The sequence below is a fragment of the Bradyrhizobium sp. Ken51 genome (assembly GCF_055807435.1).
In genome coordinates this window covers 15,268-39,130 of the sequence record NZ_JBVVPB010000041.1, presented here as the reverse complement: position 1 = coordinate 39,130, position 23,863 = coordinate 15,268, and the positions used below count along the sequence as shown (strand labels likewise).

At 64.1% G+C, this 23,863-nt stretch carries 25 protein-coding genes; 9 read left to right on the top strand and 16 right to left on the bottom strand.

Translation table 11 applies throughout. From position 1 onward, the window contains the following. Positions 1–21: 21 nt before the first annotated feature. From AC0L27_RS36655 to AC0L27_RS36645, 3 genes are all read right to left on the bottom strand, one after another. Entirely contained in the window at positions 22–2,175 is a 2,154-nt protein-coding gene (locus AC0L27_RS36655; RefSeq protein WP_275170718.1) for a methyl-accepting chemotaxis protein, read from the bottom strand. A 165-nt stretch (positions 2,176–2,340) separates the two neighbouring features. Beyond that, positions 2,341–3,066 (bottom strand): outer membrane protein, encoded by a 726-nt coding sequence (locus AC0L27_RS36650; RefSeq protein WP_354207637.1) that lies wholly within the window; start codon positions 3,064–3,066, stop codon positions 2,341–2,343. Positions 3,067–3,289: 223 nt separating this feature from the next. After that, the gene (locus AC0L27_RS36645) at positions 3,290–3,610 is read right to left on the bottom strand and encodes a hypothetical protein (RefSeq protein ID WP_275170721.1); all 321 of its coding nucleotides are present in this window, start codon (positions 3,608–3,610) and stop codon (positions 3,290–3,292) included. Positions 3,611–3,743: 133 nt separating this feature from the next. Between AC0L27_RS36645 and AC0L27_RS36640 the strand changes: the two genes are divergently transcribed. Both AC0L27_RS36640 and AC0L27_RS36635 read left to right on the top strand, forming a co-directional pair. After that, positions 3,744–4,091: a hypothetical protein gene (locus AC0L27_RS36640; protein WP_354063639.1), complete on the top strand. Its 348-nt coding sequence runs from the start codon at positions 3,744–3,746 to the stop codon at positions 4,089–4,091. Between the two features lie 121 nt (positions 4,092–4,212). Continuing rightward, positions 4,213–4,500, top strand: coding sequence for a hypothetical protein (locus AC0L27_RS36635; protein ID WP_275170725.1), 288 nt, complete (start codon positions 4,213–4,215; stop codon positions 4,498–4,500). Between the two features lie 124 nt (positions 4,501–4,624). Here the strand turns inward: AC0L27_RS36635 and AC0L27_RS36630 are convergent, their stop codons facing one another. Both AC0L27_RS36630 and AC0L27_RS36625 read right to left on the bottom strand, forming a co-directional pair. Continuing rightward, positions 4,625–4,834 (bottom strand): hypothetical protein, encoded by a 210-nt coding sequence (locus tag AC0L27_RS36630; protein WP_354207640.1) that lies wholly within the window; start codon positions 4,832–4,834, stop codon positions 4,625–4,627. Then, a complete protein-coding gene (locus tag AC0L27_RS36625; protein ID WP_275170726.1) occupies positions 4,831–4,995 on the bottom strand; it encodes a hypothetical protein in 165 nt (54 codons plus the stop codon). The genes AC0L27_RS36630 and AC0L27_RS36625 overlap by 4 nt, the downstream gene beginning before the upstream one ends. 347 nt (positions 4,996–5,342) lie before the next feature. Between AC0L27_RS36625 and AC0L27_RS36620 the strand changes: the two genes are divergently transcribed. Beyond that, positions 5,343–5,612, top strand: coding sequence for a hypothetical protein (locus tag AC0L27_RS36620; RefSeq protein WP_354063643.1), 270 nt, complete (start codon positions 5,343–5,345; stop codon positions 5,610–5,612). A gap of 18 nt (positions 5,613–5,630) precedes the next feature. Here the strand turns inward: AC0L27_RS36620 and AC0L27_RS36615 are convergent, their stop codons facing one another. The 5 genes from AC0L27_RS36615 to AC0L27_RS36595 form a co-directional block, all read right to left on the bottom strand. Next, positions 5,631–7,250 (bottom strand): ABC transporter ATP-binding protein, encoded by a 1,620-nt coding sequence (locus AC0L27_RS36615; protein ID WP_354207643.1) that lies wholly within the window; start codon positions 7,248–7,250, stop codon positions 5,631–5,633. Between the two features lie 2 nt (positions 7,251–7,252). After that, positions 7,253–8,092, bottom strand: a complete 840-nt coding sequence (locus AC0L27_RS36610) for an ABC transporter permease (RefSeq protein ID WP_018458168.1) — start codon at positions 8,090–8,092, stop codon at positions 7,253–7,255. Beyond that, complete coding sequence (locus AC0L27_RS36605) at positions 8,089–9,060, bottom strand: ABC transporter permease (RefSeq protein WP_354207645.1); 972 nt, start codon at positions 9,058–9,060, stop codon at positions 8,089–8,091. The genes AC0L27_RS36610 and AC0L27_RS36605 overlap by 4 nt, the downstream gene beginning before the upstream one ends. A gap of 187 nt (positions 9,061–9,247) precedes the next feature. Further along, a complete protein-coding gene (locus AC0L27_RS36600) occupies positions 9,248–10,798 on the bottom strand; it encodes an ABC transporter substrate-binding protein (RefSeq protein ID WP_354207647.1) in 1,551 nt (516 codons plus the stop codon). A 218-nt stretch (positions 10,799–11,016) separates the two neighbouring features. Then, positions 11,017–11,328: a hypothetical protein gene (locus AC0L27_RS36595; protein WP_007605124.1), complete on the bottom strand. Its 312-nt coding sequence runs from the start codon at positions 11,326–11,328 to the stop codon at positions 11,017–11,019. Between the two features lie 178 nt (positions 11,329–11,506). Here AC0L27_RS36595 and irrA point away from each other — a divergent pair, with 178 nt between their 5' ends. Continuing rightward, the gene (gene irrA / locus AC0L27_RS36590) at positions 11,507–11,989 is read left to right on the top strand and encodes an iron response transcriptional regulator IrrA (protein ID WP_473322606.1); all 483 of its coding nucleotides are present in this window, start codon (positions 11,507–11,509) and stop codon (positions 11,987–11,989) included. A 7-nt stretch (positions 11,990–11,996) separates the two neighbouring features. On the opposite strand, the gene AC0L27_RS36585 is transcribed toward irrA, so the two are convergent. Beyond that, the gene (locus AC0L27_RS36585) at positions 11,997–13,547 is read right to left on the bottom strand and encodes a winged helix-turn-helix domain-containing tetratricopeptide repeat protein (protein WP_354207651.1); all 1,551 of its coding nucleotides are present in this window, start codon (positions 13,545–13,547) and stop codon (positions 11,997–11,999) included. Positions 13,548–13,681: 134 nt separating this feature from the next. On the opposite strand from AC0L27_RS36585, the gene mddA reads away from it, so the two are divergent. Further along, positions 13,682–14,467, top strand: a complete 786-nt coding sequence (gene mddA / locus AC0L27_RS36580; RefSeq protein ID WP_354207653.1) for a methanethiol S-methyltransferase — start codon at positions 13,682–13,684, stop codon at positions 14,465–14,467. Positions 14,468–14,694: 227 nt separating this feature from the next. Continuing rightward, entirely contained in the window at positions 14,695–15,117 is a 423-nt protein-coding gene (locus tag AC0L27_RS36575; RefSeq protein ID WP_275170742.1) for a GFA family protein, read from the top strand. Positions 15,118–15,160: 43 nt separating this feature from the next. Here the strand turns inward: AC0L27_RS36575 and AC0L27_RS36570 are convergent, their stop codons facing one another. After that, positions 15,161–16,720: a winged helix-turn-helix domain-containing tetratricopeptide repeat protein gene (locus AC0L27_RS36570; protein WP_354207656.1), complete on the bottom strand. Its 1,560-nt coding sequence runs from the start codon at positions 16,718–16,720 to the stop codon at positions 15,161–15,163. Positions 16,721–17,142: 422 nt separating this feature from the next. On the opposite strand from AC0L27_RS36570, the gene AC0L27_RS36565 reads away from it, so the two are divergent. Both AC0L27_RS36565 and AC0L27_RS36560 read left to right on the top strand, forming a co-directional pair. Then, on the top strand, positions 17,143–18,504 hold the full coding sequence (locus AC0L27_RS36565; RefSeq protein ID WP_354207658.1) for a class-II fumarase/aspartase family protein: 1,362 nt from the start codon (positions 17,143–17,145) through the stop codon (positions 18,502–18,504). A gap of 113 nt (positions 18,505–18,617) precedes the next feature. Continuing rightward, positions 18,618–19,874, top strand: coding sequence for an aminopeptidase (locus AC0L27_RS36560; protein ID WP_354207660.1), 1,257 nt, complete (start codon positions 18,618–18,620; stop codon positions 19,872–19,874). Here the strand turns inward: AC0L27_RS36560 and AC0L27_RS36555 are convergent, their stop codons facing one another. Beyond that, complete coding sequence (locus AC0L27_RS36555) at positions 19,875–20,429, bottom strand: hypothetical protein (protein ID WP_354207662.1); 555 nt, start codon at positions 20,427–20,429, stop codon at positions 19,875–19,877. A 235-nt stretch (positions 20,430–20,664) separates the two neighbouring features. Between AC0L27_RS36555 and AC0L27_RS36550 the strand changes: the two genes are divergently transcribed. After that, positions 20,665–21,120 (top strand): cupin domain-containing protein, encoded by a 456-nt coding sequence (locus AC0L27_RS36550; protein WP_473322604.1) that lies wholly within the window; start codon positions 20,665–20,667, stop codon positions 21,118–21,120. 80 nt (positions 21,121–21,200) lie between these two features. Here AC0L27_RS36550 and AC0L27_RS36545 read toward each other — a convergent pair whose 3' ends face one another. From AC0L27_RS36545 to AC0L27_RS36535, 3 genes are all read right to left on the bottom strand, one after another. After that, a complete protein-coding gene (locus AC0L27_RS36545; RefSeq protein ID WP_354207664.1) occupies positions 21,201–22,253 on the bottom strand; it encodes an amidohydrolase family protein in 1,053 nt (350 codons plus the stop codon). A gap of 117 nt (positions 22,254–22,370) precedes the next feature. Beyond that, positions 22,371–22,892 (bottom strand): hypothetical protein, encoded by a 522-nt coding sequence (locus tag AC0L27_RS36540; RefSeq protein ID WP_354207666.1) that lies wholly within the window; start codon positions 22,890–22,892, stop codon positions 22,371–22,373. A 65-nt stretch (positions 22,893–22,957) separates the two neighbouring features. Then, positions 22,958–23,770 carry an MBL fold metallo-hydrolase gene (locus tag AC0L27_RS36535; RefSeq protein ID WP_354207668.1) on the bottom strand — a complete coding sequence of 271 codons (813 nt, stop codon included), beginning with the start codon at positions 23,768–23,770 and terminating at the stop codon, positions 22,958–22,960. Between the last annotated feature and the right edge of the window lie 93 nt (positions 23,771–23,863).

The following is a 23,863-nucleotide window of genomic DNA, read 5'->3' as shown; positions in this document are numbered from 1 at the left end:
TTCCGGGTTACGGAACGGCGCCTACGCCGCCCGCATGTTGTTGAGGAATGCGTCGATCTCTCCGCGCAGCATGTCGGCCTCGCGGCGGAGCGCGTCGGAGGCGCCGAGCACTTCGTTCGCCGCTGCGCCGGCTTCCGCCGAAGCCGTGGAGACGCCGACGATGTTGCTGGAGACCTCGCTGGTGCCGCCGGCTGCATGCTGGATGTTGCGGGCGATCTCGCGTGTCGCCGCGCCCTGTTCCTCGACCGCGGCGGCGATCGTCGTGGTGACGTCGTTGATCTCGCCGATGATCCGGCCGATGCCCTGGATGGCGCCGACCGCCGAAGTCGTCACTGACTGCATGCTGGCGATCTGGCTGCGGATCTCCTCCGTCGCTTTGGCGGTCTGGCTCGCGAGGCTCTTCACCTCGGAGGCGACCACCGCGAAGCCGCGGCCGGCTTCGCCCGCGCGCGCCGCCTCGATGGTGGCGTTGAGCGCCAGCAGATTGGTTTGCGAGGCAATGGTCTGGATCAGGTCGACCACCACGCTGATGCGGCTCGCGCTGTCGGCGAGGCTCTGCACCGTAGCGTCGGTCGCGCCGGCTTCGTCGACCGCCTTCCTGGCGATCGCGGCCGAGGTGACGACCTGCTTGCTGATCTCCTCGATCGAGGACGAGAGCTGCTCGGTGCCTGACGATACGGTCTGCACGTTGACCGAGGTCTCTTCGGCTGCGGATGCAACTGCGTTCACCAGCGCATTGGACTGGTCTGCCGTGTTCGACATGCTCTGCGCGGTCGATTGCATCGAATTGGCTGACTGCGCGAGATTGTCGAGTGCGGAGCGGACCGCGCCCTCGAAGTCTGCAATCTTCGCCTCCATCTGCGCCGCACGCTCGGCCTTGGCAACGCGATCCCTGTCCTGCTCGCTCGCAAGCGCCCGGGCTTCGATCATGCTGTCGCGGAACACCGTCAGCGTTTCCTTCATCGCGCCGATCTCGTCGTTCTGCCGGGAGCGGACGATCTCGGTGTCGAGGTCGCCTGCCGAGAGCAACTGCATGGCGCGTTGAAGCTCGCGAATGCGACGCAGGATGTTGCGGCCGACATAGAGCCAGACGAACAGCGCCGAGCCGACCAGCATCAGTGCGCCGAGCGCCAGCATCGCGGTGGTCGCGAGCGAGATCTCATGCCGCGCCTGGAAGGTCGACGCGTTGGTCTCCTTCTGCACACCCTCGACCAGCTGCTGCACGCTGATGCCGAGGCCGACATTGAGCTTGCGGGTCTCGTCCAGGATGGTCTGGCCGTAGTCGATGGCGTCGAGCTCCTTCTGGCGGATCTTGAACACGCCCGTCTTGCCCTCACCGAAGGCGAACAGCTTTTGCACGGTGTCGCGCACCGCTTGCATCGAGGCCATGTTCGGCAGGTCCTCGAGGTTAGACTTGACGCGGTCGCGCGTCGCCTTGAACTCCTTCTCGATCGCCTCCAGCGTATCGCTGTTGTTGGCCGACAGCGCCGCCATCATGTCGGCGGCCATCAGATTGCCGTTGGCGGAGATGGTCGCGACCTGTGAGACGGTGCGGGCGGCTTCGGTGGCATCGTCGGCGGAAACTTCCGCCGCGCCGAGGATCGCGTTCAGGCGCGTTTGCGCATCCAGCATGGCAGGACCGGCCGCACCGACGAAGGTGAGCTGCGCCTTGCGGAGTGCTTCATATTGCTTGTCATGCAGCGCGCCGGTATCGAGCCGTTCGCGCGCGGCCGACACCAGGCTCTGGGTCGCCTCGTCGATGCTCTTGGCGGTGTCGCGCAACGCGGTTGCGATCTGCTTGTCGGCGCCGAGCTCGATGATCTCGCCGAGCTTGGCCATGGCGAGCTGCTGGATCTCCTGCACCTTCTTGGTGCGTTCGTTCAGCGCCTCATCGGACGGCGACGCCAGGAGGCCCGGCCCCTGTGCCGCGAGCGTTGCGCTTTGCGATGCGAGTTGAAGGCTGGCGGAAAGGCGCGGGATGTCGCGGCCGCTCAGGTCCATCATGGTGCTGCCGAGATGGTTGAAGACGAAGCCGGCGCCGGCTGCAATCACGAGGCCCATGCCCGCGATCACCGCGAAGGCCGTGAACAGGCTGCCGCGCACGCCCCATGTCGGCATTTTGAAACGAGGCCGGATACGACCAAGCAGACGGCCAAGGCCCAGACGGATCGCCATCGAAATTCCCCCACGCGTGATCTTTATGCTTTCGCCGCGCAGTATCCTCGGGCCAGGTTAAAAAATCGCAAGTTGCTCAATCGGTTGAGCGCGTTCCGCACAGCGAAAAAAGAAGGGCCGGCAACGATGCCGGCCCTTCCATCACGATAAGGTCTTGGTAACCGTTCAGTAGCGCGCGACCGCCGAGTTGGCCCAGTTGAAGCGGTAGTTGACGCCCGCCTTGATGGTGTGGTCGTCGGTGGTGAAGTTGCCGGTTCCCGCCAGCGGGCCCGCGGTGAAGTGCGCGTCGCCGAAATTGTAGTACTGGTACTCGGCCTTGGCCGACCAGTTCGGCGCGAACATGTATTCGAGGCCGGCACCGACGGTGTAGCCGTTGCGGTGGTCACCGCTGATGATGAAGCCAGTCGGCACGCCGCCGACGGTCACCCTCTCGTTGTTGTCCGAATAGGCGTAGCCGCCCTTCACGTAGAGCAGGCCCGGACCCCAGGTGTAGCCGACGCGGCCGGTGATCGAGCCGAGACCACGCTGGTCGTTAGTGTAGGCGACGCCGCCCGGGAACACCGCGCCGACGCTGCCGGAGAGCCAGGAATACTGGCCTTCGACACCGACGACGAAGTTCGGGTTGAACTGCCAGTCCGCACCGGCCTGCAGGCCGCCGAGGAAACGGCCGTTGCCGTTATTGCCGGTGGAGAGGCCGCTGAAATTGTTGTCGCTGGAGAACGCGCCGCCGACATGGCCGCCGATATAGAAGCCGGTCCAGTTGTAGATCGGCGCGGCATAGGCGGGCGCGGGCGTCTTGTAGTAGTTGCGGTTACCGAGATCGGCACCGACTGCCGGCGCGGCAGCGCCCACCACGAGCAGCGCGACGGTCGCAAACAGAATCTTCTTCATCGTCCAAACTCCAGCACTTAGGTCCCCGGCAGGCGCGCTTTCCGCGCCGTCGTTGGTTTTGCAGATAGCTCGCTTTTGACGAAAATGCTGTCACATCCGTGGCACAGCGGCAGCCAACCTAACTTATTGGGCTGTAAATGATTTTCGTGCTTAATGTCGGCTTAAGAAGTGGTGAAGGAAGACTTAACTCGGCGCTATCAGGGTAACTTGCGCGAGCATCCCATTAACCAAGACGGCGCCGCGCCTCATCGCGCATCTGTTCGCGGAATGCAGCGCGCTTCGCGGGCCGGTCTTCCTCGCGAACGTCATGACGATCGAAGACGTCGAACTTCTCCAGGATCGGATAGCGCTCGCTCGCCATCGCGAGCACGCGCAGCACCTTGGTCGCGGACGGTGTCGGGCCGCTCACTTCCCAGCGCCGGATGGTGTCGGCGCCGCCCTTCTCCGGCAATCCGCAAAGCCGGGCCATGTCGGCCGCGGTGAGCTTGCGGTCGAGGACATCCGAGAGATCGTTGCGGAGTTGCTTCAGTTCGGGACCGGTCATGTCGCCTCAATACGCGAAGTCGATGAGGTGAATGCATTAGAGCTGATTCGGGTCCATCCGAAGGCGAGGCACGCGTAGCGGGCGGGCGTGCTAGTCTCGCGCCCGCCGGGCTCAGCCAGGAAAGGATAACCGCATGCCGGTGTTCAAGCTGCCTCTGTCGGGGGACGTCGTGCAATCCATCAACCCGATCACGTCGTTCTTCAGTCCGGCCGGCGGCCAGTTCGGTCTCGTGAACATCACGGTGGGCCAATCCTCGGCGCCCGACGTCGAGAAGGACCTGCTGTCGGATGTCGGCAGTTACGGCAAGCAGATCGGCCAGGTCGCGGATGCGCTGCTCGTGGTCATTGAGCATCTGGAAGCGCTCGGTGACAGCGCACTCGGCGACGACAAGGCCATCGCGGCTTTCAAGGAGCTGATGCACTCGGTCGCGACCGTCAAGGAGCGCCACAACCGCAAAGCCTGTCGTCCGCGGCGGCGCTGATCATGCCGTGCGACCGCTCCGCGGCACCTTCGCCCGCGCACGGAGTTATGAACGGGTGCCTATGGAAATCCGCCGTTGAATGAACAGATGCCAAGGGGGCCGCAGAATGAAGGGATCTGTCATGAGCATCAAATCCGCCGTTGCCGCCCTGGTCACCATCGGGCTGCTTGCCGCGCCGTTCGCGGCTGAAGCCAAAAAGCACCGGTCAAACCGATCTTACAGCACCGGCGTGGTGGCTCCGAGCTATGGAAGCGCAGGATCATTGGCAGCGCAGCCCAGAGCCTACGGGTCGTCTGGACAGTCGGTCGGGACGGTCACGGCGCCATCGATAGGCGCGTATAATTGGCCGTCGGTCGGCGTGACCAACGCAGTCCCGACCTGGAGCAACACCAACCCGCCCGTCAGGTAGGCGCGCCTGTACCGCGTGCCAATGCTGTGCCGGTCGCAAGACCGGAGAGAAGATAGAGCGCGACCAGCAATGGTCATGGTGGTGACCAGGCATTTCGGATCGTTCAGGGACAGCGCGCGCGATCCTAAATTCCCCGGCCGGCCTGTTGGCCGATCACGCAGCGCCATCCGGCGAGGCGCTCGGCTGGATGCTGGTTCATCCATTCGGCGAGCTGCGGCGCACCCACCAGGCACGATTGCATCGAGACGTCGGCGAAGTCGGATGTGGTGACGGTCTGCTCATGACAGTTCGCTGGAGAGGCGAGGTTGCAGAGCACGGCGATGATCTTGATCACGCGAGGTTGCCTCCGTCGCTGCGATGCGCAGAGGCTCCGCCCGATCGTTCGCTCACCGGATCAGCCGGCGGGAAGATGCTGTCGTAGATCGCGCGCGCTTCCTGGATGAGGCGAATGCGCTCGCGCTCGGATTTCGAGACAAACTGAATAATCTGGCCCATGTCGGCTCCAATAGATCCTCGGTCCATCATCACATGATGGGAATCATTCCATGCGGATGTGGGGTGCCGGCTTCGGCTTTGCAGCCCCGCGGGCGGTCACGAGGGATAAAAAGCCCGTGAGTATTCCGTTCCTGAGGTGGAGCGCGATACCTTCAGCGATACGCCGGCTTACGGCGCATCCGGTGGTCGGCCAGACCCGCTTCGCAGCATCGTGATGAAGTGTTGAGCCCGGCGGCGTGATGGCATTGCGGCACATTTTCTCACGCATCGAGTTGTAAGGTCACTCAGTGCACGGGCGCCTGACAAGCGGCATTGCGATTGAAGGACCGCGCCCGAAAGGATCAGCCATGACAACAACGAAACGCTCCACTGCCGCACTTATCGCTCTCGGATTGGCCGCAGCGCCACTCGCTGTAAACGCTCAAACGTCGGGGACAAAGACACCAAGCGGCACGAGCGGACGCTCCGGAGCACCGGTACAGCAAGGGACTATTGGAAGTTCCGGGCAGACTGTCGGGACCGTGACAGCGCCGTCGGTCGGGACCTCCAACCAGCCCTCCGTCGGCGTAACAAACTCAGTCCCCACCTGGAACAACACGAATCCTCGGACGAAGTAGAAACCGCGACCGGCTGACTTACGCCGCCGGCGCGCGCTCTCTCTGCCCAGGCACCGCCGCGAGAAGCTCGCGTGTATAGGCATGCTCGGGCGCGGCGAACAGCTGCGCGGTGGGCTTCAGCTCGACGATGGCGCCGCGCTGCATCACGGCGATGCGGTCGCAGATTTGCGCCGCAACCCGCAGATCGTGGGTGATGAACAGCATCGAGAGGCCGAGACGAGCCTTGAGGTCTTCGAGCAACCTCAGGACCTGCGCCTGCACGGAGACGTCGAGCGCGGAGACAGCCTCGTCCGCGACGATGATCTCGGGCTCGAGCGCGAGCGCGCGCGCAATGCCGATGCGCTGGCGCTGGCCACCGGAGAATTCATGCGGATAGCGCTCGAGCGCGCCGGCATCGAGCCCGACCATCTTGAGGAGATCGCGAGCGCGGTCCAACGCGACTTTCGGATCGGTGCCGGCCGCGATCGGGCCGTCGGCGATGATATGACCGACCTTGCGACGCGGATTGAGCGAAGCGAACGGATCCTGGAAGATCATCTGGATGCGGTGGCGCTCAGCGCGCAGTGCCTTGCCCGCGAGCTTTGTGAGATCGGTCTCGCCGATCCGCACGGTGCCGCGGTCGGCCTCGATCAGCCGCATCACCAGCCGGGCCACCGACGATTTGCCGGAACCGGATTCGCCAACCAGGCCGAGCGTCTCGCCCTTGAGAATCGTGAAGTTGACTTCGCGCGCGGCATCGACGCGGCGGTCCTCGCGAAACCAGCCGCCCGAGGTGACGTAGGTCTTGTCCAGTCCGATCACCTCGACCGCCTTGGCCTGGTCGTCGAGGGGGCTGCGGGCGGGCGGATCCATCGAGGGCACGGCGGCGAGCAGCGCCTTCGTGTAGTCGTGCTGCGGCGCGTTGAAGACGGCCGAGGCGGCGCCTTCCTCGACCACCTTGCCATGGCGCAACACCACGACCTGGTCAGCGATGTCGGCGACCACGCCGAAATCATGGGTGATGAACATCACCGCCATGTTTCGATTGCGCTGGAGGTTGCGGATCAGTTTCAGGATCTGCGCCTGCGTGGTGACGTCGAGCGCGGTGGTCGGCTCGTCCGCGACCAGCACCGCCGGTTCGAGCGCAAGCGCCATCGCGATCATGGCGCGCTGGCGCTGGCCGCCGGAGAGCTGGTGCGGATAGGCGCGCACGATGCGCTCGGGGTCGGGGAGGCCGACCTCGCGCGCCAGCGACAGCGCCTTGTGGCGCCGCTCCTTCGGCGTGAGCAGGCCGTGCGCCTCGAACATCTCCGCCATCTGATCGCCGATCCGCATCAACGGATTGAGCGCGGTCATCGGCTCCTGAAAGATCATCGCGAACCGGCGGCCGCGCAGATCGCGCCAGCCGTCGTCGTCTAGTTTGAGCAGGTCGCGGCCTTCGAACTGGATCTCGCCGGAGGTGACGGTGACCGTGTCAGGCAACAGGCCCATCAGCGCGTGCGCGCACATCGATTTGCCGGAGCCGGATTCGCCGACGACGCAGACAATCTTCCCGGGCCGCAAATCGAGCGAGACGCCGTCGACCGCGTACGGCCGTTCCGCGCCCTTGGGCAATGCGATCCGCAGATTCTTGATGGAGACGGCGGGCGGTGCGTTCATGATCAGCGGCCCTCCCGCGACAGGCGCGGATTGAGCGCGTCGTTGAGGCCTTCGCCGATCAAATTGAGCCCCAGCACCGAAATCAGGATCGCGACGCCGGGAAACACGGTGATCCACCAGGCCTGGCGGATCACGGTGCGGCCGGCGCCGACCATGTAGCCCCAGGAGATCAGATTGGGATCGCCGAGGCCGAGGAACGCCAGCGAGGATTCCAGCAGGATCGCGGTCGCCACCATCAGCGAAGCCAGCACGATGACCGGCGATAGCGTGTTCGGCAGGATTTCGCGCAGGATGATCCAGGTGTTGCTCTGGCCCGTGACCACGGCGGCCTGGACGTATTCCCGCGTACGCAGCGACAGCACCTCGCCGCGGACGAGACGCGCAACCGGCGGCCAGCTTACCAGCGCGATCGAGGCGACGATCGAATAGATCGAGGGCTGCAGGATCGCGACCAGCACGATCGCGAGCGCAAAGCTCGGAATGGTCTGGAAGAACTCGGTGAAGCGCATCAGGGCGTCGTCGACCCTGCCGCCGAAATAGCCTGCCATGGCGCCTATGGGAACGCCGACGACCAGCGCCACCAGGGTGGAGACCATGCCGACCAGCAGCGAGACGCGTGCGCCGAAGATCATGCCGGCGAACACGTCGCGGCCGAGCGCGTCGGTGCCGAGCGGGACGGTCGCGAGCGTGAACGGCGGCAGGAACGGCCGCTGCACCATGCGCCAGGGCGAGTTCGGGAACAGCATCGGACCGAACAGGGCGACCGAGATAGCAAGCAGCAGGATGATCAGCCCGATGACGCCGCTCGGGCTCCTCAGCATCGATTTCCAAAACTGTTTCATGTGGTGAATTCGATGCGCGGGTCGACCAGGCGATAGACCAGGTCGGTGATAAGGTTGAAGGTCAGGACCATGGCGGAACAGATCACGAAGACGCCGAGCAGCAGATTGTAGTCGCGCTGGAGCAGGGCGTCGTACATCAGGCGTCCGATGCCGGGCCAGGCGAACACGGTCTCGGTGATGACGGCGCCGCCGATCAGGGTGCCGGAGTGGACGCCGGCGAGCGTCACGACTGGCAGGAGCGCGTTGCGCAGGACGTGGCGGCGCTGGATCACGGCATCGGACAGGCCTTTGGCGCGCGCGGTCTTGACGAAGTCGAGACGCTTCACCTCCAGCATCGAGGCGCGCGTCATGCGGGTGTAAGTCGCCATGAAGAACAGGCCGAGCGTCATCGCCGGCATGATCAGGTGCCTTGCGACGTCGACCGCATGGGCAGGGCCGGAGAGGTTGGCGCCGACCGTCTCATAGCCGAAGCTCGGCAGCCAATCGACAGTGACCGAGAACAACAGGATGCCCATCAGCGCCACCCAGAAGATCGGCATGGCGTAGAAGATCAGCGCGAAGATCGTGATGGCGGTGTCGAGCCAGGTCCCCGCGAAGCGCGCCGCAAAGGTGCCGAACAGGATGCCGAGCACCAGTGAGATCGCGAACGCCGTCAGCGTGAGTAGAAGCGTCGCCGGAAGCCGTTCCAGGATCAGCTTCGACACCGGCGCCTGCTGGCGGAAGGAGAAGCCGAGGTCGAGCGTCACGACGCCCTTGACGTAGACGAAGAGCTGCTCGGGCAGCGGCTTGTCCAGGCCGAACTTCTCCCGGAGCTGCTGGACGAATATCTGGTCGCTGGCGCCGGCCTCGCCCGCCATCACGACCGCGGGATCGCCGGGCGCGAGCCGGATCAGGAAGAAATTGAGGACGACGATCGCAAGCAGGACGATCACGCCCTTCATGATACGCTGAGCGACGAAGGAGAGCATAATTAGACGGCGATCAGATCAGGTTGAACGCAGCGGCAATCGCGATGCGCCCCCTCTCCCGGGAGAGGGAGAGGGTATTTCCGCAGAGGGATTGCCAAGTGGAGAGGCCCCTCACCCGCTACGCTCTTCGAGCGCAGCGACCTCTCCCGCAAGCGGGAGAGGTAAGGGGAGCCTGGAACGCCTGCCCTCACTTGTCGAGCCATGCGTCCTTGAAGCCGTCATTGACCCCGATCCCGGTGGTGATCAGGTTCTTGACCTTGCAGCGCATGATGGTCGGGAATTGCAGCTCGAGCATCCAGGCCACCGGCACGTCCTCGACCAGGATCTTCTGCGCCTTCTCGTAGATCTCCTTGCGCTTGGAGTCGGGCGTCGCCACCGCGCCGTCGGCGAACAGCTTGTCGATTTCCGGGTTGGAGTAACCCTCGACATTGTTGAACACCTGGCCCTTGGCGATGGCGCTGGAGACATAGTTGCGGCCGACGCCGAGTGCGGGATCGCCGTACTGGTAGAGATAGGTGAAAGCGATGTCGTAGTCCCAGTCGCCGATCTTCTGGTTGCCGCCCGCGACGTCGGTGGCGATGGTCTCGATGTTCATGCCGACGTCCTGGAGGTTCTGCTTCACGGCTTCACCCCAGCGCTGCCAGGTCTCGCCATAGGCGAGCGGCAGAAGGCGGATCTTCTCGCCCTTGTAGCCGGCTTCCTTCAACAGCGCCTTGGCCTTGGCCGGATCGTAAGGGTATTTCGGCACGTCGGCGGTGTAGTACTTGATGGTCGAGGCGGACGGGCCGGTCGCGACCTTGCCGAGCCCGTTCCAGATCACGTCCTTGGCGAAGTCGCGGTCGATCGCAAACATAACCGCCTGCCGCACCCGCTTGTCGGCGAGCGGACCCTGGCGGTTGTTGAGCCACAGCCAGGCCAGCGGCGAGAAGAACTCCCAGCCGGCGCCGGTGACGCAGGTGTCCTTCAGCTTGGAGAGCCGGGGCACGTCGAAATTCTCGACCGAGCCGCCGGGCAGCACGTCGACCTTGCCGGTCTCATATGCCACCGATCGCGCCGCGGCATCGGGAATGATCTGCCAGTAGATCTCGTCGAGATAGGGCTTGCCCTTCTCGTAATAGTTCGGGTTCTTGACCAGGCGGATGAAAGAGCCCTTCTGCCATTCCTTGAACATGAAGGGGCCGGTGCCGACCGGGGCGTTGTTGTAGGGATTGGTCTTCCAGTCGGTGCCTTCATAGAGATGCTTCGGTACCATCGGCATCGAGCCGACCTCGAAGATGCCGAGGAACGGGCCGAACGGCTGCTTCAGCGTGAACACCACGGTGTAGTCGTCGGGAGCCTCGACCTTGTCGACCTGCGCGAGATTGTTGCGGGCGCGCGCATGCGTCTGCTTCAACATATCGAGCGAGAATAGCACGTCGGCGGCGGTGAAGGGCTTGCCGTCATGCCAGGTCACGCCCTTCCTGAGCTTGAATGTGTAGGTTTTTGCGTCCTCGCTGACGCTCCAGCTCTCGGCGAGCTCCGGCTGTGGTTCGAGCTTGGGGCTGTAGCGAAGCAGGCCTTCGAAAATGTTGCCCGACACCATCTGCACCGGGCCGTTCTGGACCATCGCCAGCATCAGGCCGGGCGGCTCGGGCTGAATCACGGCATTGATCGCTCCACCCGCTTTCGGCTCTTGCGCCAGCGCCGGGGCCGTGAGGCCGCAAGCCAGGAGGACGCCAAGCAACACTCGTTTTGACATGTCGTATCTTTCTCAAGCGAGACCAGCCGCAGACGCTTCGCACGTCGTGGCGCGCAAAGCTATGGCCAGCCCATCCCAGTCCCCATCCGGGATCGAGGCTCACACAGTCTCGTTCGGCGCCGCAAGATGAAAGTCTCGACAGTGTTCGCCCAAAAAATGTACAGCGCGTCCTGTTACGGCATTTGACGGCCAAGCCGGCGCCGCCGCGCCGCCCGGCTTCAGGAGGGCCGCAGCACCCGTTGCAACTCGGCAAGCGCATCCGCGAGTTGCTCCCGGTGCGCGATGTCGTCCTTGGGGATGGCCGCGACACTGCCCGCGAGCTCGCGCAGGATTCCGGCGAGCAGGCCGAAATTGAGGTGCAGGTGCACCGATTTGCGTTCGTCCGCCGTGCCCGGCTGCTGCAGCACCAGCGCAACGCCGCTGCCGTCGAGTCGCGCCTCGAACCGCGATGAATGCCCGAAGGTGCCGACATAGAACTTGTCGGGATATTCGAGCGCGATCTCTGCCTTGTCGGGAACCGGCTTGGACATGTGAGCCTCATTTGTGTGGGGCTATTCTGGCCGGGAATAAACTCGGCCGCCTTGAGATAGGTCAGGAGCGGGCTCGTTCCGGATTTGATCGGGATCAAAGCCGGGCTGCCCCTTCTGCGATCTGATGGCAGGACGCGGTGAGGCTCCGCGTGACCGGTCAACTGCGAGTGCATCGACGATGAACGTCCATTCCACCCCACCCGAAGCGGATTCAGATGATATCGCCATCTCCTTCGCGGACGAGGCGTCAGCACGTTGCGCGCAATTGCTCGGCGATGCCGGCCTCAGGCTGACGCGCCACCGCCTGGCGCTCGGCAAAATGCTGTTCCTCTGCCCCCATCGTCATGTGACAGCGGAGGGGCTTTATGAAGAAGCGACGGCTGCCAATCTGCGGCTGTCGCTTGCGACCGTCTACAACACGCTGAACCAGTTCACCGAAGCCGGCCTGTTGCGCCGGATCGCAGCCGACGGCATCAAGTCGTTCTTCGACACCGACACGTCCGTGCATCCGCATTTCTACCTCGAAGGCGAGGATGTGCTGGTCGACGTCACCGACGGCCTGACCTTCACCAGGATGCCCGAGGCGCTTCCGGGCCATGAGAACGCGCGGCTCGACGTCGTCGTCCATCTGCGCCGCAAACGCGACGCAGACCCGGCGTGACGATCGTCTAGCGCAAGCCCGCTCGCCGGAATCCTTCCAGATAGTGCTCGCGGTCGGCCTCATTGGCCCATGGCAGTTGCGTCCCGATCCAGTGCAGCGAGATGTTGGGTTGGGTGCGGCGGAGCTCGCCCAGCGCCATCTCCGCAAGCACGCCGTCGCCAATCATGCCGGCAGAAACCGCGAGCACGCGGTAGGCGCCGGTGAGGTCGCCACGGTGGCGGATCGCCTCGCGCGCGAGCGCGATGGCCTCGCCATAGCGCCGCTCGGTGAAGCGGGCATAGCCGGCGATGCCGTGATAGATCGCCAGGGATGGATCGCGCGGCGAGAGCCGCATTGCCCTCTGTGCTGCCTCGAATGAATCTTTCGGCCGCCCGGCATAGGACAGCGCCAGTGCGTAATAGCCCTGCGCCAGTGAGAAGTTCGGATTGAGCGCGAGCGCCTGTTCGAACTCGGACAGTGCATCCGCCAGCCTTCGCGTCGAGAAGTAGACGCTGCCGAGCGCGGCGTGCGCCCAGGCATCCTCGTGGTCGCAGCGCACCGCGGCGAGCGCGGCGGCTTCCGCCACCGGCGCCACCACGGCCAGCTCGGCCCAGCCGAGATGCACGCCGAACATGTGGTTCGCCGCGAGCACCGACAGCGCCTGGCCGTAGTTCGGGTCGATCCCGACCGCGCGTTCCAGCAGCGCCCGCGCGGTCTCGTGATCCCGCCGCGTCACGCGCCAGTAATGTGACAGCGCCCGCATCAGGAGATCCCAGGCATCCAGGCTCGCAGGGGGCTTGCGATGGGCGCGAAAACTTTCCGCCGCATGAATTTGCGGCTCGATCGCCGCGGCGATCGCGTTGGTGATTTCGTCCTGCACGGCGAACACGTCGACCAGCTCGCGGTCGTAGCGCTCGGCCCAGAGATGGCTGCCGGTTGTGGCGTCGTTGAGCTGTGCGGTGATGCGCACCCTGTTGTCCGACTTGCGCACGCTGCCTTCGACGATGTAGCGGACGCCGAGTTCCTCGGCGATCTGCCGGATGTGGACCGCGCGTCCCTTGTAAGTGAAGGACGAGTTGCGGGCGATCACCATGAACCAGCGCTGCTTCGACAGCGCGGTGAGGATGTCCTCGCTGATGCCGTCGCCGAAATAGTCCTGCGCGGGATTGCCGCTCATGTTCTCGAAAGCAAGCACCGCGACCGCCGGACGATCCGCTAAGGCGCGCGGCAGGGCAGCGACGGGTTCAGCGGACGCCGTCGCGGCTGCCACTTCTTCCCGTACTTCGCCGACGAAACGAAAGCCCTTGCGCGGAATGGTCTTGATCAGCCGCTGGCTCGCACCGTCGTCGCCGAGCGCCTTGCGGGCGGCGTTGATCCGGCTGTTCAGGGCGGAATCCGAGATGATCCGATCGCTCCAAATTTCGCTGATCAGGTCATCCTTGCTGACCACACGGGTGCGCTGCGCCACCAGATAAAGCAGGAGATCGAACACCTGCGGCTGCAACGGCACGGCTGCCCCGCTGCAGGTGAGTTCCCGCAGGTCGCCGTCGAGCACGTTGTTTTCAAAGCGAAATCGCACGTTTCTGTCGTCTCAAGCAAAAATCAAAGTCGTCTCAGGCGAAAATCAACCGTCCGCGAAAGTCTTGGGACCTCCGGTGCGGCATGGTGCAGCGACCAATGAAGTGCCGGCGTTTTGGCACAACGGAGCTGTTTATGACCCAAATTGATCATCAGGTTCATCCTATCGGCCCGGTTGCGGGCTCACGCATTTTCAAGTTCATCGCATTTCTGTACGGAATTGCGGCGTATCTCGTGTTTTTCGTCACCATTCTCTACGCCATCGGCTTCGTCATGGGGCTGGTGGTGCCGAAGACCATCGACACCGGGACCGACACACCCGTCGCCGAGGCCGTCATCATCAATCTGCTCCTGATGGCCCTGTTTGCGGTCCAGCACAGCGTGATGGCGCGCCGGCAGTTCAAGGCATGGTGGACGCAGTACGTCCCCAAGCCGGTCGAGCGCAGCACTTATGTGCTGTTTGCGAGCCTGTCATTGCTCCTCCTGTTCTGGCAGTGGCGTCCGCTGCCCACGGTCATATGGGAGGTCGCGAACCCGGATCTTGCTGTGACGATCGTCACGCTGTCGTTGGTGGGCTGGGTCCTGGTGTTCACCTCGACCTTCATCATCAATCATTTCGAGTTGTTCGGATTGCATCAGGTCACCAATCATCTCGTCGGCAAGGAGGCGTCGCCGCCGCGCTTCAAGACGCCGCTGCTCTACAAGTTCGTCCGTCATCCGATCTATCTCGGCTTCATCATTGCGTTCTGGGCGGCGCCGGTCATGACCGTGGGCCATCTGCTGTTCGCCGCCGTGACCACGCTCTACATCTTCGTCGGCATCGCGCTGGAGGAGCACGACCTCATCGATCTCTTCGGCGACGAGTACCGGCAGTACAAACAACGGGTCTCGATGCTTATTCCCTGGCGCAAGTCGGTATAGCTTGCGCGTCTTTCCGTCGCGTCCGCCGAAAGGAGGACGCGCGGCGGCGCCGAGGCGCGTATCGGATCTTGCCGACCCGGCCTTCAACGTTTCTCGGGGTGAATCCCCTCACCCCGACGCTACCTGCGCGAGCGAAGCTCGTCGCGACCCCGCATCCGTTTTTGCCGAGCTATCGGCAAACGGGCGCGGGGAGAGAAATTCAAACCTTCATCAACGGAGACGACCCAATGAAACATGTCGGAAACTGCTTCTGTGGCGCGGTCACGATCGAGGCCACAGGCGCGCCGGAGGCGATGGGCTATTGCCATTGCCGCTCGTGCCGCTCGTGGTCGGGCGGTCCGGTGAACGCGTTCAGCCTGTGGAAGCCCGAGGCTGTGCGCATCACCGAAGGTGCAGAGAATGTCGAGACCTTTACCAAGACGCCGCTCAGCCAGCGCAAATACTGCAAGAAATGCGGCGGCCACCTCATGACGAACCATCCGCCGCTTGGCCTGGTCGACGTCTTCACCGCCACCATTCCCACGCTCGCCTTCGCGCCCGGCGTCCACGTCAATTACGCCGAGACGGTGCTGCCGATGCGCGACGGCCTGCCCAAGCTCAAGGATTTCCCGGCCGAGTTCGGCGGCAGCGGCGAGATGATGCAGGAGTAGCGACCCTCTTCTCCTCTCCCGCAAGCGGGAGAGGAGAAATTCGCTATCTCATCCCCGCGCGCCGCAATCCCTCGAGGTAATGCTCGCGATCCTCGTCCCGCAGCATCGGCAGCTCGCGGGTGATCCAGGCCAGCGAGATGCCCGGTTGGGCGCGGCGCAAGCCTTCCAGGGCGGAAGCCGCGCGCGCGGGATCCCCCGACATGCCGGCGGCGGCGGTCAGCACGCGATGCGCGCCGACGAAATCGGCGCGCTGCCGCATCGACTCGCGCGCCATCTGTGCGGCTCCTTCGTAATCGCGGCCGATGAACCGGGCATAGGCCGCGACGCCGCAATAGATCGCCGCGAGCGGGTCGCGGGGGCTCAGCCGCAGCGCGCGGCGCGCGGCGACATCGCCGTTCTGCCATCGTCCCGCGTAGCACAGCGTCACGCCGTAGAAGGCATGCGCCATCGCGAAGTTCGGATTGAGGTTCAGCGCCAGCTCGAATTCCGCCAGCGCGTCGTCGAAGCGGCGGCGGAATAGATAAGTATAAGCCAGGCCGTGATGGGCCCAGGCATCCTCGCGATCCGCCTCCACCGCCGCGAGCGCGGCGCGTTCGGCGACCGGCACGGTCGGGGCCATGTCGGACCAGCCCATATGCGCGCCGAAGATGTGGCTGGTCGCGAGCAGGCCGAGCGCCTTGCCATAGGCGGGATCGAGCGCGACGGCCTTTTCGAGCAGTCCCTGCGCGGCGGCATTGTCCTCGCGAGTGATGCGCCAGTAATGCGACAATGCGCGCATCACGAGGTCCCAGGCATCCAGGCTTCCCGGCGGTTTCTGCTGGGCGCGAAAACTCTCGGCGGTATAGAGCTGCGGCTCGATCGCGGCGACGATCGCCTCGGTGATCTCATCCTGCACGGCGAAGATGTCGGCAAGCTCGCGGTCGTAGCGTTCGGCCCAGAGATGGCTGCCGGTCGAAACGTCGTTGAGCTGTGCGGAGATGCGCACGCGATCGCCGCTCCGCCGCACGCTGCCTTCGAGCACGTAGCGCACGCCGAGCTCGCGCGCGACCTCGTTCATGTGCACAGCGCGGCCCTTGTAGACGAAGGAGGAGTTGCGCGCGACGACGAAGAACCAGCGCAGCTTCGACAGCGCGGTGATGATGTCCTCGCTGATCCCGTCGGAGAAATAATCCTGCTCGCGGTCGCCGCTCATGTTGGTGAAGGGCAGCACCGCGATGGCCGGCCGGTCCGGTAGCGGCAGCGGGGCCTGCAGAAGCTTCGCTCCAAAACCGGATTCCGGCGCGGTCGCCCCACGCTTGGTCTCGACGTCGCCGACGAAACGAAAACCCTTGCGCGAGATGGTGCGGATCAGCGCCTGGCTCGCGCCGCTATCTCCGACCGCCTTGCGTGCCGCATTGATCCGGCTGGTCAGGGTGGATTCGGAGACGCTGCGCCCGTGCCAGATCTTGTCGATCAGCTCGTCCTTGCTGACCACCCGGTCGCGGTTCTCCATGAGGTGGACGACGAGATCGAAAACCTGCGGCTCCACGGCAACGGGAACCTGCTCGCGGCTCAGCTCGCGCAAGTCGGTATCGAGCAGGTGATCCCGGAACAGAAACTGCACGTCGAAAACTCAGGCCTCAAGACGACATCGGGCAATGATGAAATCAAAATGGATTTCGGCTGATGTCTGTAAGTCCGCCAAGGGGCCTGTCCGGTTCACCACGATCGCGTGATGGCAGCCATGCGATTTACGGGGAGGAATGCAGCCTGGGTTAGAATGTGGCGGTTTCGGCCGGATTGTCGCACGTCATTGCGAGCGCAGCGAAGCAATCCAGCTTGTCGCCGCGGAGACAGCGTGGATTGCTTCGTCGCGAGGGCTCGTCGCAATGACGGTGTTGAGGCAATGGCGTGCGGCAGCTTCCCACGTTGTCCTGGCCTTCGCGACGGCATCGAATGTGTGACGAGCGGTGAATGTCCATTTGCCGAACAGCTCCGTGTGCGTAAGCTGCCTTCACACAACACACCAACCACGAAGAAACGCCCATGCCCGCTTTTCATGCCTCGACCACCGTGCTCGATTCCATGCTGTTCCGCGATGCCTTCGGCACGCCGCAGATGCGGGAGGTGTTTTCTGATATCGCGACGGTCGCGCGCTATGCCGAGGTCGAGGTGGCACTGGCGAAGGCGGAAGCGAAGTGCGGGGTGATCCCGCAGGATGCCGCCGACCAGATCGCGGCGCGGACTGATCTTGCCGCGCTGGATTTCGACCTGTTGCGGCAGGAGACCGATGTGGTCGGCTATCCGATCCTGCCCCTGGTGCATCAGATGGTGAAGCAATGCGGCGATGCCGGCCGCTATGTGCATTGGGGTGCGACCACGCAGGACATCATGGACACCGCCGTGGTGCTGCAACTGCGCGCCGGGCTCGAGATCGTCGAGCAGGACATCGCCGCACTGCGCAAGATTCTCGCCGACCTCTCCAGGCGCTATCGCGACACCCCGATGGCGGGCCGCACCCATCTCCAGCAGGCGCTGCCGGTCACCTTCGGCTACAAGACCGCGATCTGGCTCGCGATGTTCGACCGCCACGCCGAGCGGATCAGTGAGTTGAAGCCGCGCGTCCTGGTCGGCCAGTTCGCCGGCGCAGCCGGGACGCTGGCCTCGCTCGGCGACAAGGGGTTCGAGGTGCAGGAGGCGCTCTGCGTCGAACTGAGGCTCGGCGTCCCCGCCTCGACCTGGCACGTCGCACGCGATGGTTTTGCCGAGGCCGTGAATTTCCTGGCGCTCGTCACCGGCTCGCTCGGCAAGATCGCGCTCGACATCATGATCATGGCCTCGACCGAATTCGCCGAGGTCTACGAGCCCTTCGTCAAGGGACGCGGCGCTTCCTCGACCATGCCTCAGAAGCGCAACCCGATCTCCTCGGAACTGATGCTCGCGGCGTCCAAGGCGGTGCGCCAGCACGCCGGCCTCATGTTGGATGCCATGGTGCAGGATTTCGAGCGCGCCACCGGGCCCTGGCACGCCGAATGGATGGCGATCCCCGAGAGCTTCGTGCTGACCGCCGGCGCGTTGCACCAGGCGAAGTTCGCGCTCGCCGGTCTCATCGTCGACGAAAGCAAGATGAACGAGAATCTCGCCGTCAGCCGCGGTCTGATCGTGGCTGAAGCCGTCATGATGGGGCTCGCGCCGCAGATTGGGCGGCAGGAGGCCCATGACGTGGTCTATGACGCCTGCCGGCTCGCCAATGAGAATGGTCTTACACTGGCGGACGCGCTGTCGTCCGACGCCCGCGTCTCTGCCAGAATCGACCGTGCCACGATCGAGGCGCTGACATCACCGAAAAATTACCTCGGCCTTGCTCCCGCCATGGTCGACCGGGTGCTGAAATCGGCAACACGTTGAAAACCAAAATGCGCGAAACTGCGTATCTTTGGGGTGTCGCAAGGCACTCGCGCACTTGTGTCTCGCGATGCTAGACTTAAATTGAACGAAAGACGTTCGGCAGAGGATCCGGCATGACTGATCAACGCATCACCTCCACTCCCATCGATCCCGTGAAGCTCGACCGGCTGGCCGAGGTGGCGGTGAAGGTGGGCCTGGGCTTGCGGCCGGGCCAGGATCTGCTCTTGACGGCACCTGCGATCGCGTTGCCGCTGGTGCGGCGGATCGCCGTGCATGCCTACAAGGCCGGCGCCGGCATCGTGACGCCCATTCTCTCCGACGAAGAGATGACGCTGGCGCGCTATCGCCACGGCCACGACGACAGCTTCGATCGTGCCGCCAACTGGCTCTATGAGGGCATGGCCAAGGCGTTCTCGAACAACACCGCGCGTCTTGCCATCGTCGGCGACAATCCGATGCTGCTGTCGGGCGAAGATGCTTCCAAGGTCGCACGCGCCAGCAAGGCCAATTCCATGGCCTATCAGCCGGCGCTGGAAAAGATCGTCAATTTCGACACCAACTGGAACATCATTGCCTATCCGAGCCCGTCCTGGGCGAAGCAAGTCTTTCCGAACGATCCTGAAGAGGTCGCGATCGGCAAGCTCGCGGACGCGATCTTCGCGGCGTCCCGCGTCGATCGCGACGACGCGCCGGCCAATTGGGCGAGCCACAATGCGGTGCTGCGGGAACGCACCAATTGGCTCAACGGCCAGCGTTTCCGCGCGCTCCAGTACTCGGGACCGGGCACCGACCTCACCATCGGGCTCGCCGACGGACACGAGTGGGAGGGCGGCGCCTCGCTATCCAAGAACGGCATCAGCTGCAACGCCAATATCCCGACCGAAGAAGTCTTCACCACGCCGCATTGCCGGCGGGTCTACGGCCATGTCGTGAGCTCGAAGCCGCTGTCCTATCAGGGCACGCTGATCGACAACATCGCAGTGCGTTTCGAGGACGGCAGGATCGTCGACGCCAAGGCCTCCCGCGGCGCGGAGGTGCTGAACAAGGTGCTGGACACCGACGAGGGCGCGCGGCGTCTCGGCGAAGTGGCGCTGGTGCCGCATTCCTCGCCGATCTCGCAGAGCGGGCTGTTGTTCTACAACACGCTGTTCGACGAGAACGCGGCCTCGCACATCGCGCTCGGCCAGTGCTATTCGAAGTGCTTCGTCAACGGCGCGCAGCTCACGCCGCAGCAGATCGCGGCGCAAGGCGGCAACCAGAGCCTGATCCATATCGACTGGATGATCGGCTCGGCCGAGACCGACATCGACGGCATTCTGGCCGACGGCAGCAAAGTGCCGGTGTTTCGCAAGGGCGAATGGGCGAAGTAACTACGCCGCCGCGTTGCGCAGCATCGGGCTGTTGTCGATGCTGAAGCGGTTGAACAGCGTCGTGAACGGGCTGCCGTCGGTGGCTCGCACAATGGCGTCGGAAGCCGCCACCGCGTCGTAGAGCGCACCGACCGGATCATTCGCCTCGGGCAGGTCGAGCCCCTTGCGGATTTCCTCGCGTGCCTCGTTGACGTCGTCCTCGTCCTCGAGTGTCGCTTCCAGCGCGTCGGCCGCCCGCCGCATCTCATGGAGGTCACCGCCGGCGGAAAATTTGAGGATGTCGAGCCAGTAGGGGCGCGCCACGACGAGCCTGACGAAGGCCTCGAAACTCTCCGCGATAATTCCCGCGCGGCCTTCCGATGAGACGTAGAGCACATTCTGAGAAGGCAGCAGCACGAACGCGCCGCCGGAGCCGTCACTGCCGATCTGCCGGGGGCTCTCGATGCCGTCGACGGTGAACCAGGGCTCCTCGTCGGTTGCGAAGGAGACATCGAGACTGCCGAGCCAGGCGACGACCTCGCCTTGGGTTGCGAGAACCTCCGGGGTGAGGGGCATCGGCATGACTCCTTTCAGATGCTTCGCGCACTTTGTCGCACCCCGGAAAAGAAGGGTTCATGTGCGCGAAATCGCAGGGAAATTGGGACGTTAACCGTTTCGCGTCTGCAACTTGCGGCTGATTGTCTGGCCCCGCGTAAGAAAGAATTAAAAACCGGCTACTAGCGTTCCCGGCATCTTTGAACAATCCGGGCCGAGACCCGGGCAGGTCATATTTTATCCCCTGAGGAAACAGATGTCGCGCACATTGATTGAAATCAGTAGTTGCAATGTAGAGCTTGAGCTGCGGCCGATCGAGCCGTCCTGGATTATCGAAGGCAATCCGGTGTCGCGCTCGCACATCCTGTCCACCAGCGCCGACGGCACCGCTTCGACCATCATCTGGGCTTGCACCGAAGGGCGCTTCAATTGGTACTACGATATCGACGAGACGATCATGATCATGGAAGGATCGATCGTGCTCGAAAGCGACGGCATGCCGCCGAAGCGCTACGGCCCGGGCGACGTCATCTTCTTCCGCGAAGGCGCGCATGCCAAATGGCATGTCGAAGGCCACGTCAAGAAGATCGCCTTCTGCCGCAAGACCAATCCCGTGATGATCGGCTTCCTGATCCGGGTCGTCAACAAGCTCAAGAAGATCTTCGTCTCCACCGGCGAGCGCCGTCCGGCCTCGCTCATGGGGGCCGGTTAGAGTTTAATCAGTTTCAAGGACGCTTCCCAGCGGTCACGACGGAACAGGGGCCGGGATCAACATCCCGGCCCCTGTTCTCGTCATGACGGCAATTCGAGCCGGTAGACATCGGTCGCGGTCTGCGAGAACAGCGCCGTCTTCTCGGTCTCGCTCAACGGCGCCGCGATACGCTTGAAGGCGTTGAAGATCACCTGGTAGCTGCACTGGCCCTTGTCCGGCGGGAAATTGCTCTCGAACATCGCGCGCTTGGGTCCAAACGCCTCGATGCAGGTTTCGACATAAGGCCGCCAGGCCGCGGCAAGCTCCTCGGATGAAGGTGGCCTCTCGCGCAAATGGAAGTCGTAGCCGAGCAGGCACATCGCGAGCCCGCCGAGCTTCACCACCACGTTCTCGCATTTGGCGATCTCCTGGATCGAGGCGCGCCATTGCGGAAACACCTCCTCGCGTCGCCCGGCAAAGCGGCCGATTCCGGCCGGGCCGCCGCAATGATCGAGCACGATCCTGGTGCCGGGAAATGCGCGGGCGAGCTCGGTCAGCTCCCCGATCTGCGGATGGAACAGCCAGGCGTCGAAGCTCAGGTTCAGCGGCGCCAGACAGGCGAAGCCTTTGCGGAAGGTCGGGTCCTGCAGCAATCCCTGCGGTCGGCTCGCATACATGCCGGCGACAGCAGGATCCTGGTCCCAGGCCGAGGAATGCCGGATGCCGCGGAAGCGACCGTTGCCTGCCGCGATCTCGGCCTCCAGCACCGGTTTTGCGGCATCGCCGAGCAGCAGATTGACGTGGCTGACGATGCCGGCGCAGATCGCGGCCTTGCCGTAACCGCCGCTCGCGCTCATCGCGGCGACGCCATTGGCGAACTCGACCTCGCCGACCGCCCGGAACGCCTCGGGCCCGTGCGCACGATACATCGAGCGGCAGTCGACATAGACGGTGGCGGTGACATTGTGGCCGGAGGCGATATCGGCCGCCATCTCCTCGATCAGATAGCGGTGCCCGCGATCCCAGAGATGGTGATGGGGATCGACGATCGGCCGCGAGGGATCGGTGATCTCCTCCCGATGCAGCGCGAGCCAGTCCTCGCGCGGCTCGACGAATAGCCCGCTCGTGTTGGCGGGTAGACCGCTTGCAGCCATCGACGTGTGCTCCCCTTATGCATGCATCTTGTTCTGGGAGCCTAGCACCTCGTCCTCGCACGCAGCAGCGCGCGTTGCGCAACCGCACCCGTCATCGTGGGCACAGCGGTGCCGTCGTCATCCCTTGCGCCGCTTCGCCCTCACATCGACCACCAGCCGCCAATCGGTTGCGGTGGCCGGCTTGACCTCGCCGAGCCAGTGGAAGAAATCCTCGGTGATCTCCGTGAAACTCCAGCGCGTCAGGTCGCCGGCTTCGGTCGTGCCTTCCTGCACGATGTCGGCATCGCGTGGACGGCCGATCTGCTGGCGGAATATGCAGCGGCCGGGATCGAACCAGGAAATCCGCCATGCATCGATGGTCGGATCGTAGACCCGCAGCGTCGTGCCGTACCAATTGCCAGCGATCGGCAAGGCCGGGCTGCCGGCGGGGCGCGGAATGATCCAGACATCCTGCACGGCGCGGCCCTCCAGCACCCAGCCGAAATGGATTTCGCCGGGCGCGGTGTGTTTCGTTCCATCGGGGCCATGGGCGGTGATCTCGGCGTCCCAATCGCCGACGAAGCGGCCATAAAGCTGGAGCGCCGCCGCGTGCTCGGGGTTCGGTCCGTCCGCGTGCAATAATCTCGCAAAATCGGTCATGTCGATCTCCTATGCTCAGGAGATCAGCACGAGCGGCCGGCAGCCGACTTGGAGAAAATTGCGCGTCACACCCCGTCGAGGATGATCACCGTCGGCTTCGACGGCAACGCTTCCCGGGACATCCGGAAACTTCGTTCCATGCGCCGGTCGATCTCGAACTGCTGACCGATGCGTTGCATGAAATCGTCGAGCGGGGTGGCGAAGCGGTGCATCGGCAGCACCACCGAGGCGCGCAGCCGCTTGGTGATCTCGGAGACGCCATCGAGCGACATGGTGTAGGCGCCGTCGATCGGTACCATCACGATGTCGAGCCGCCCGATCTGGGCAAAGTGGCTGTCGTCGAGCTTGTGGTGAAGATGGCCGAGATGGCCGATGCAGAGACCCGCGACCTCGAAGATGAAGATAGAGTTGCCGTCACGGATCATGTCGGAGCCGGAATCGTCGCCGAAATAGCGGCGGATGTCGGTGGTGACGTTTCGGATGAAGGTGTCGCCGATGCGCTCCGACACGATGGCCGGCTTGCCGTCCTCGCCCCAGCCATGCAGCACACGAGGAATGCGCTTGTCGGGATATAAAGAGTAATGCGTGCTATGGGCCCGGTTCATGGTGACGACATCGGGCAGCCGTCCCACCTGGTAGGCCCCGCTATAGTCGGTGGCGATGCGCAAGCCGCCGGGCGTGTCGATGAAATAGGTCGAATGGCCCGCATAGGTAATCTGGACTTCAGCCGGGGCTGCGGCCTGCCGGAACGCCACCGGCGTCACGCGGGGTGCCGCATTCGCCATCGCCAGGCATTCGCTGCGCTGGGGCTGCTGGGCGAGAGCAGGTGAGAGGGATGCGCCGAACAGCGCCAGAACCGCCGAAACCAGTCGCCGCATGTATCCATCCCCGATGAATTTCAGGGGAAAGTCTAGCGTGCAATGCAGCGCGTGGCCAACAGCGCGCGATCAACAGCGCGCCAGTGTCGCACC

What these genes read in the sequence shown, in the direction of transcription:
- AC0L27_RS36655 (WP_275170718.1), bottom strand. Translation starts at nt 2,175, where the DNA reads ATGGCGATCCGTCTGGGCCTTGGCCGTCTGCTTGGTCGTATCCGGCCT.
- AC0L27_RS36650 (WP_354207637.1), bottom strand. Translation starts at nt 3,066, where the DNA reads ATGAAGAAGATTCTGTTTGCGACCGTCGCGCTGCTCGTGGTGGGCGCT.
- AC0L27_RS36645 (WP_275170721.1), bottom strand. Translation starts at nt 3,610, where the DNA reads ATGACCGGTCCCGAACTGAAGCAACTCCGCAACGATCTCTCGGATGTC.
- AC0L27_RS36640 (WP_354063639.1), top strand. Translation starts at nt 3,744, where the DNA reads ATGCCGGTGTTCAAGCTGCCTCTGTCGGGGGACGTCGTGCAATCCATC.
- AC0L27_RS36635 (WP_275170725.1), top strand. Translation starts at nt 4,213, where the DNA reads ATGAGCATCAAATCCGCCGTTGCCGCCCTGGTCACCATCGGGCTGCTT.
- AC0L27_RS36625 (WP_275170726.1), bottom strand. Translation starts at nt 4,995, where the DNA reads ATGGGCCAGATTATTCAGTTTGTCTCGAAATCCGAGCGCGAGCGCATT.
- AC0L27_RS36620 (WP_354063643.1), top strand. Translation starts at nt 5,343, where the DNA reads ATGACAACAACGAAACGCTCCACTGCCGCACTTATCGCTCTCGGATTG.
- AC0L27_RS36615 (WP_354207643.1), bottom strand. Translation starts at nt 7,250, where the DNA reads ATGAACGCACCGCCCGCCGTCTCCATCAAGAATCTGCGGATCGCATTG.
- AC0L27_RS36610 (WP_018458168.1), bottom strand. Translation starts at nt 8,092, where the DNA reads ATGAAACAGTTTTGGAAATCGATGCTGAGGAGCCCGAGCGGCGTCATC.
- AC0L27_RS36605 (WP_354207645.1), bottom strand. Translation starts at nt 9,060, where the DNA reads ATGCTCTCCTTCGTCGCTCAGCGTATCATGAAGGGCGTGATCGTCCTG.
- AC0L27_RS36600 (WP_354207647.1), bottom strand. Translation starts at nt 10,798, where the DNA reads ATGTCAAAACGAGTGTTGCTTGGCGTCCTCCTGGCTTGCGGCCTCACG.
- AC0L27_RS36595 (WP_007605124.1), bottom strand. Translation starts at nt 11,328, where the DNA reads ATGTCCAAGCCGGTTCCCGACAAGGCAGAGATCGCGCTCGAATATCCC.
- irrA (WP_473322606.1), top strand. Translation starts at nt 11,507, where the DNA reads ATGAACGTCCATTCCACCCCACCCGAAGCGGATTCAGATGATATCGCC.
- mddA (WP_354207653.1), top strand. Translation starts at nt 13,682, where the DNA reads ATGACCCAAATTGATCATCAGGTTCATCCTATCGGCCCGGTTGCGGGC.
- AC0L27_RS36575 (WP_275170742.1), top strand. Translation starts at nt 14,695, where the DNA reads ATGAAACATGTCGGAAACTGCTTCTGTGGCGCGGTCACGATCGAGGCC.
- AC0L27_RS36565 (WP_354207658.1), top strand. Translation starts at nt 17,143, where the DNA reads ATGCCCGCTTTTCATGCCTCGACCACCGTGCTCGATTCCATGCTGTTC.
- AC0L27_RS36560 (WP_354207660.1), top strand. Translation starts at nt 18,618, where the DNA reads ATGACTGATCAACGCATCACCTCCACTCCCATCGATCCCGTGAAGCTC.
- AC0L27_RS36555 (WP_354207662.1), bottom strand. Translation starts at nt 20,429, where the DNA reads ATGCCCCTCACCCCGGAGGTTCTCGCAACCCAAGGCGAGGTCGTCGCC.
- AC0L27_RS36550 (WP_473322604.1), top strand. Translation starts at nt 20,665, where the DNA reads ATGTCGCGCACATTGATTGAAATCAGTAGTTGCAATGTAGAGCTTGAG.
- AC0L27_RS36545 (WP_354207664.1), bottom strand. Translation starts at nt 22,253, where the DNA reads ATGGCTGCAAGCGGTCTACCCGCCAACACGAGCGGGCTATTCGTCGAG.
- AC0L27_RS36540 (WP_354207666.1), bottom strand. Translation starts at nt 22,892, where the DNA reads ATGACCGATTTTGCGAGATTATTGCACGCGGACGGACCGAACCCCGAG.
- AC0L27_RS36535 (WP_354207668.1), bottom strand. Translation starts at nt 23,770, where the DNA reads ATGCGGCGACTGGTTTCGGCGGTTCTGGCGCTGTTCGGCGCATCCCTC.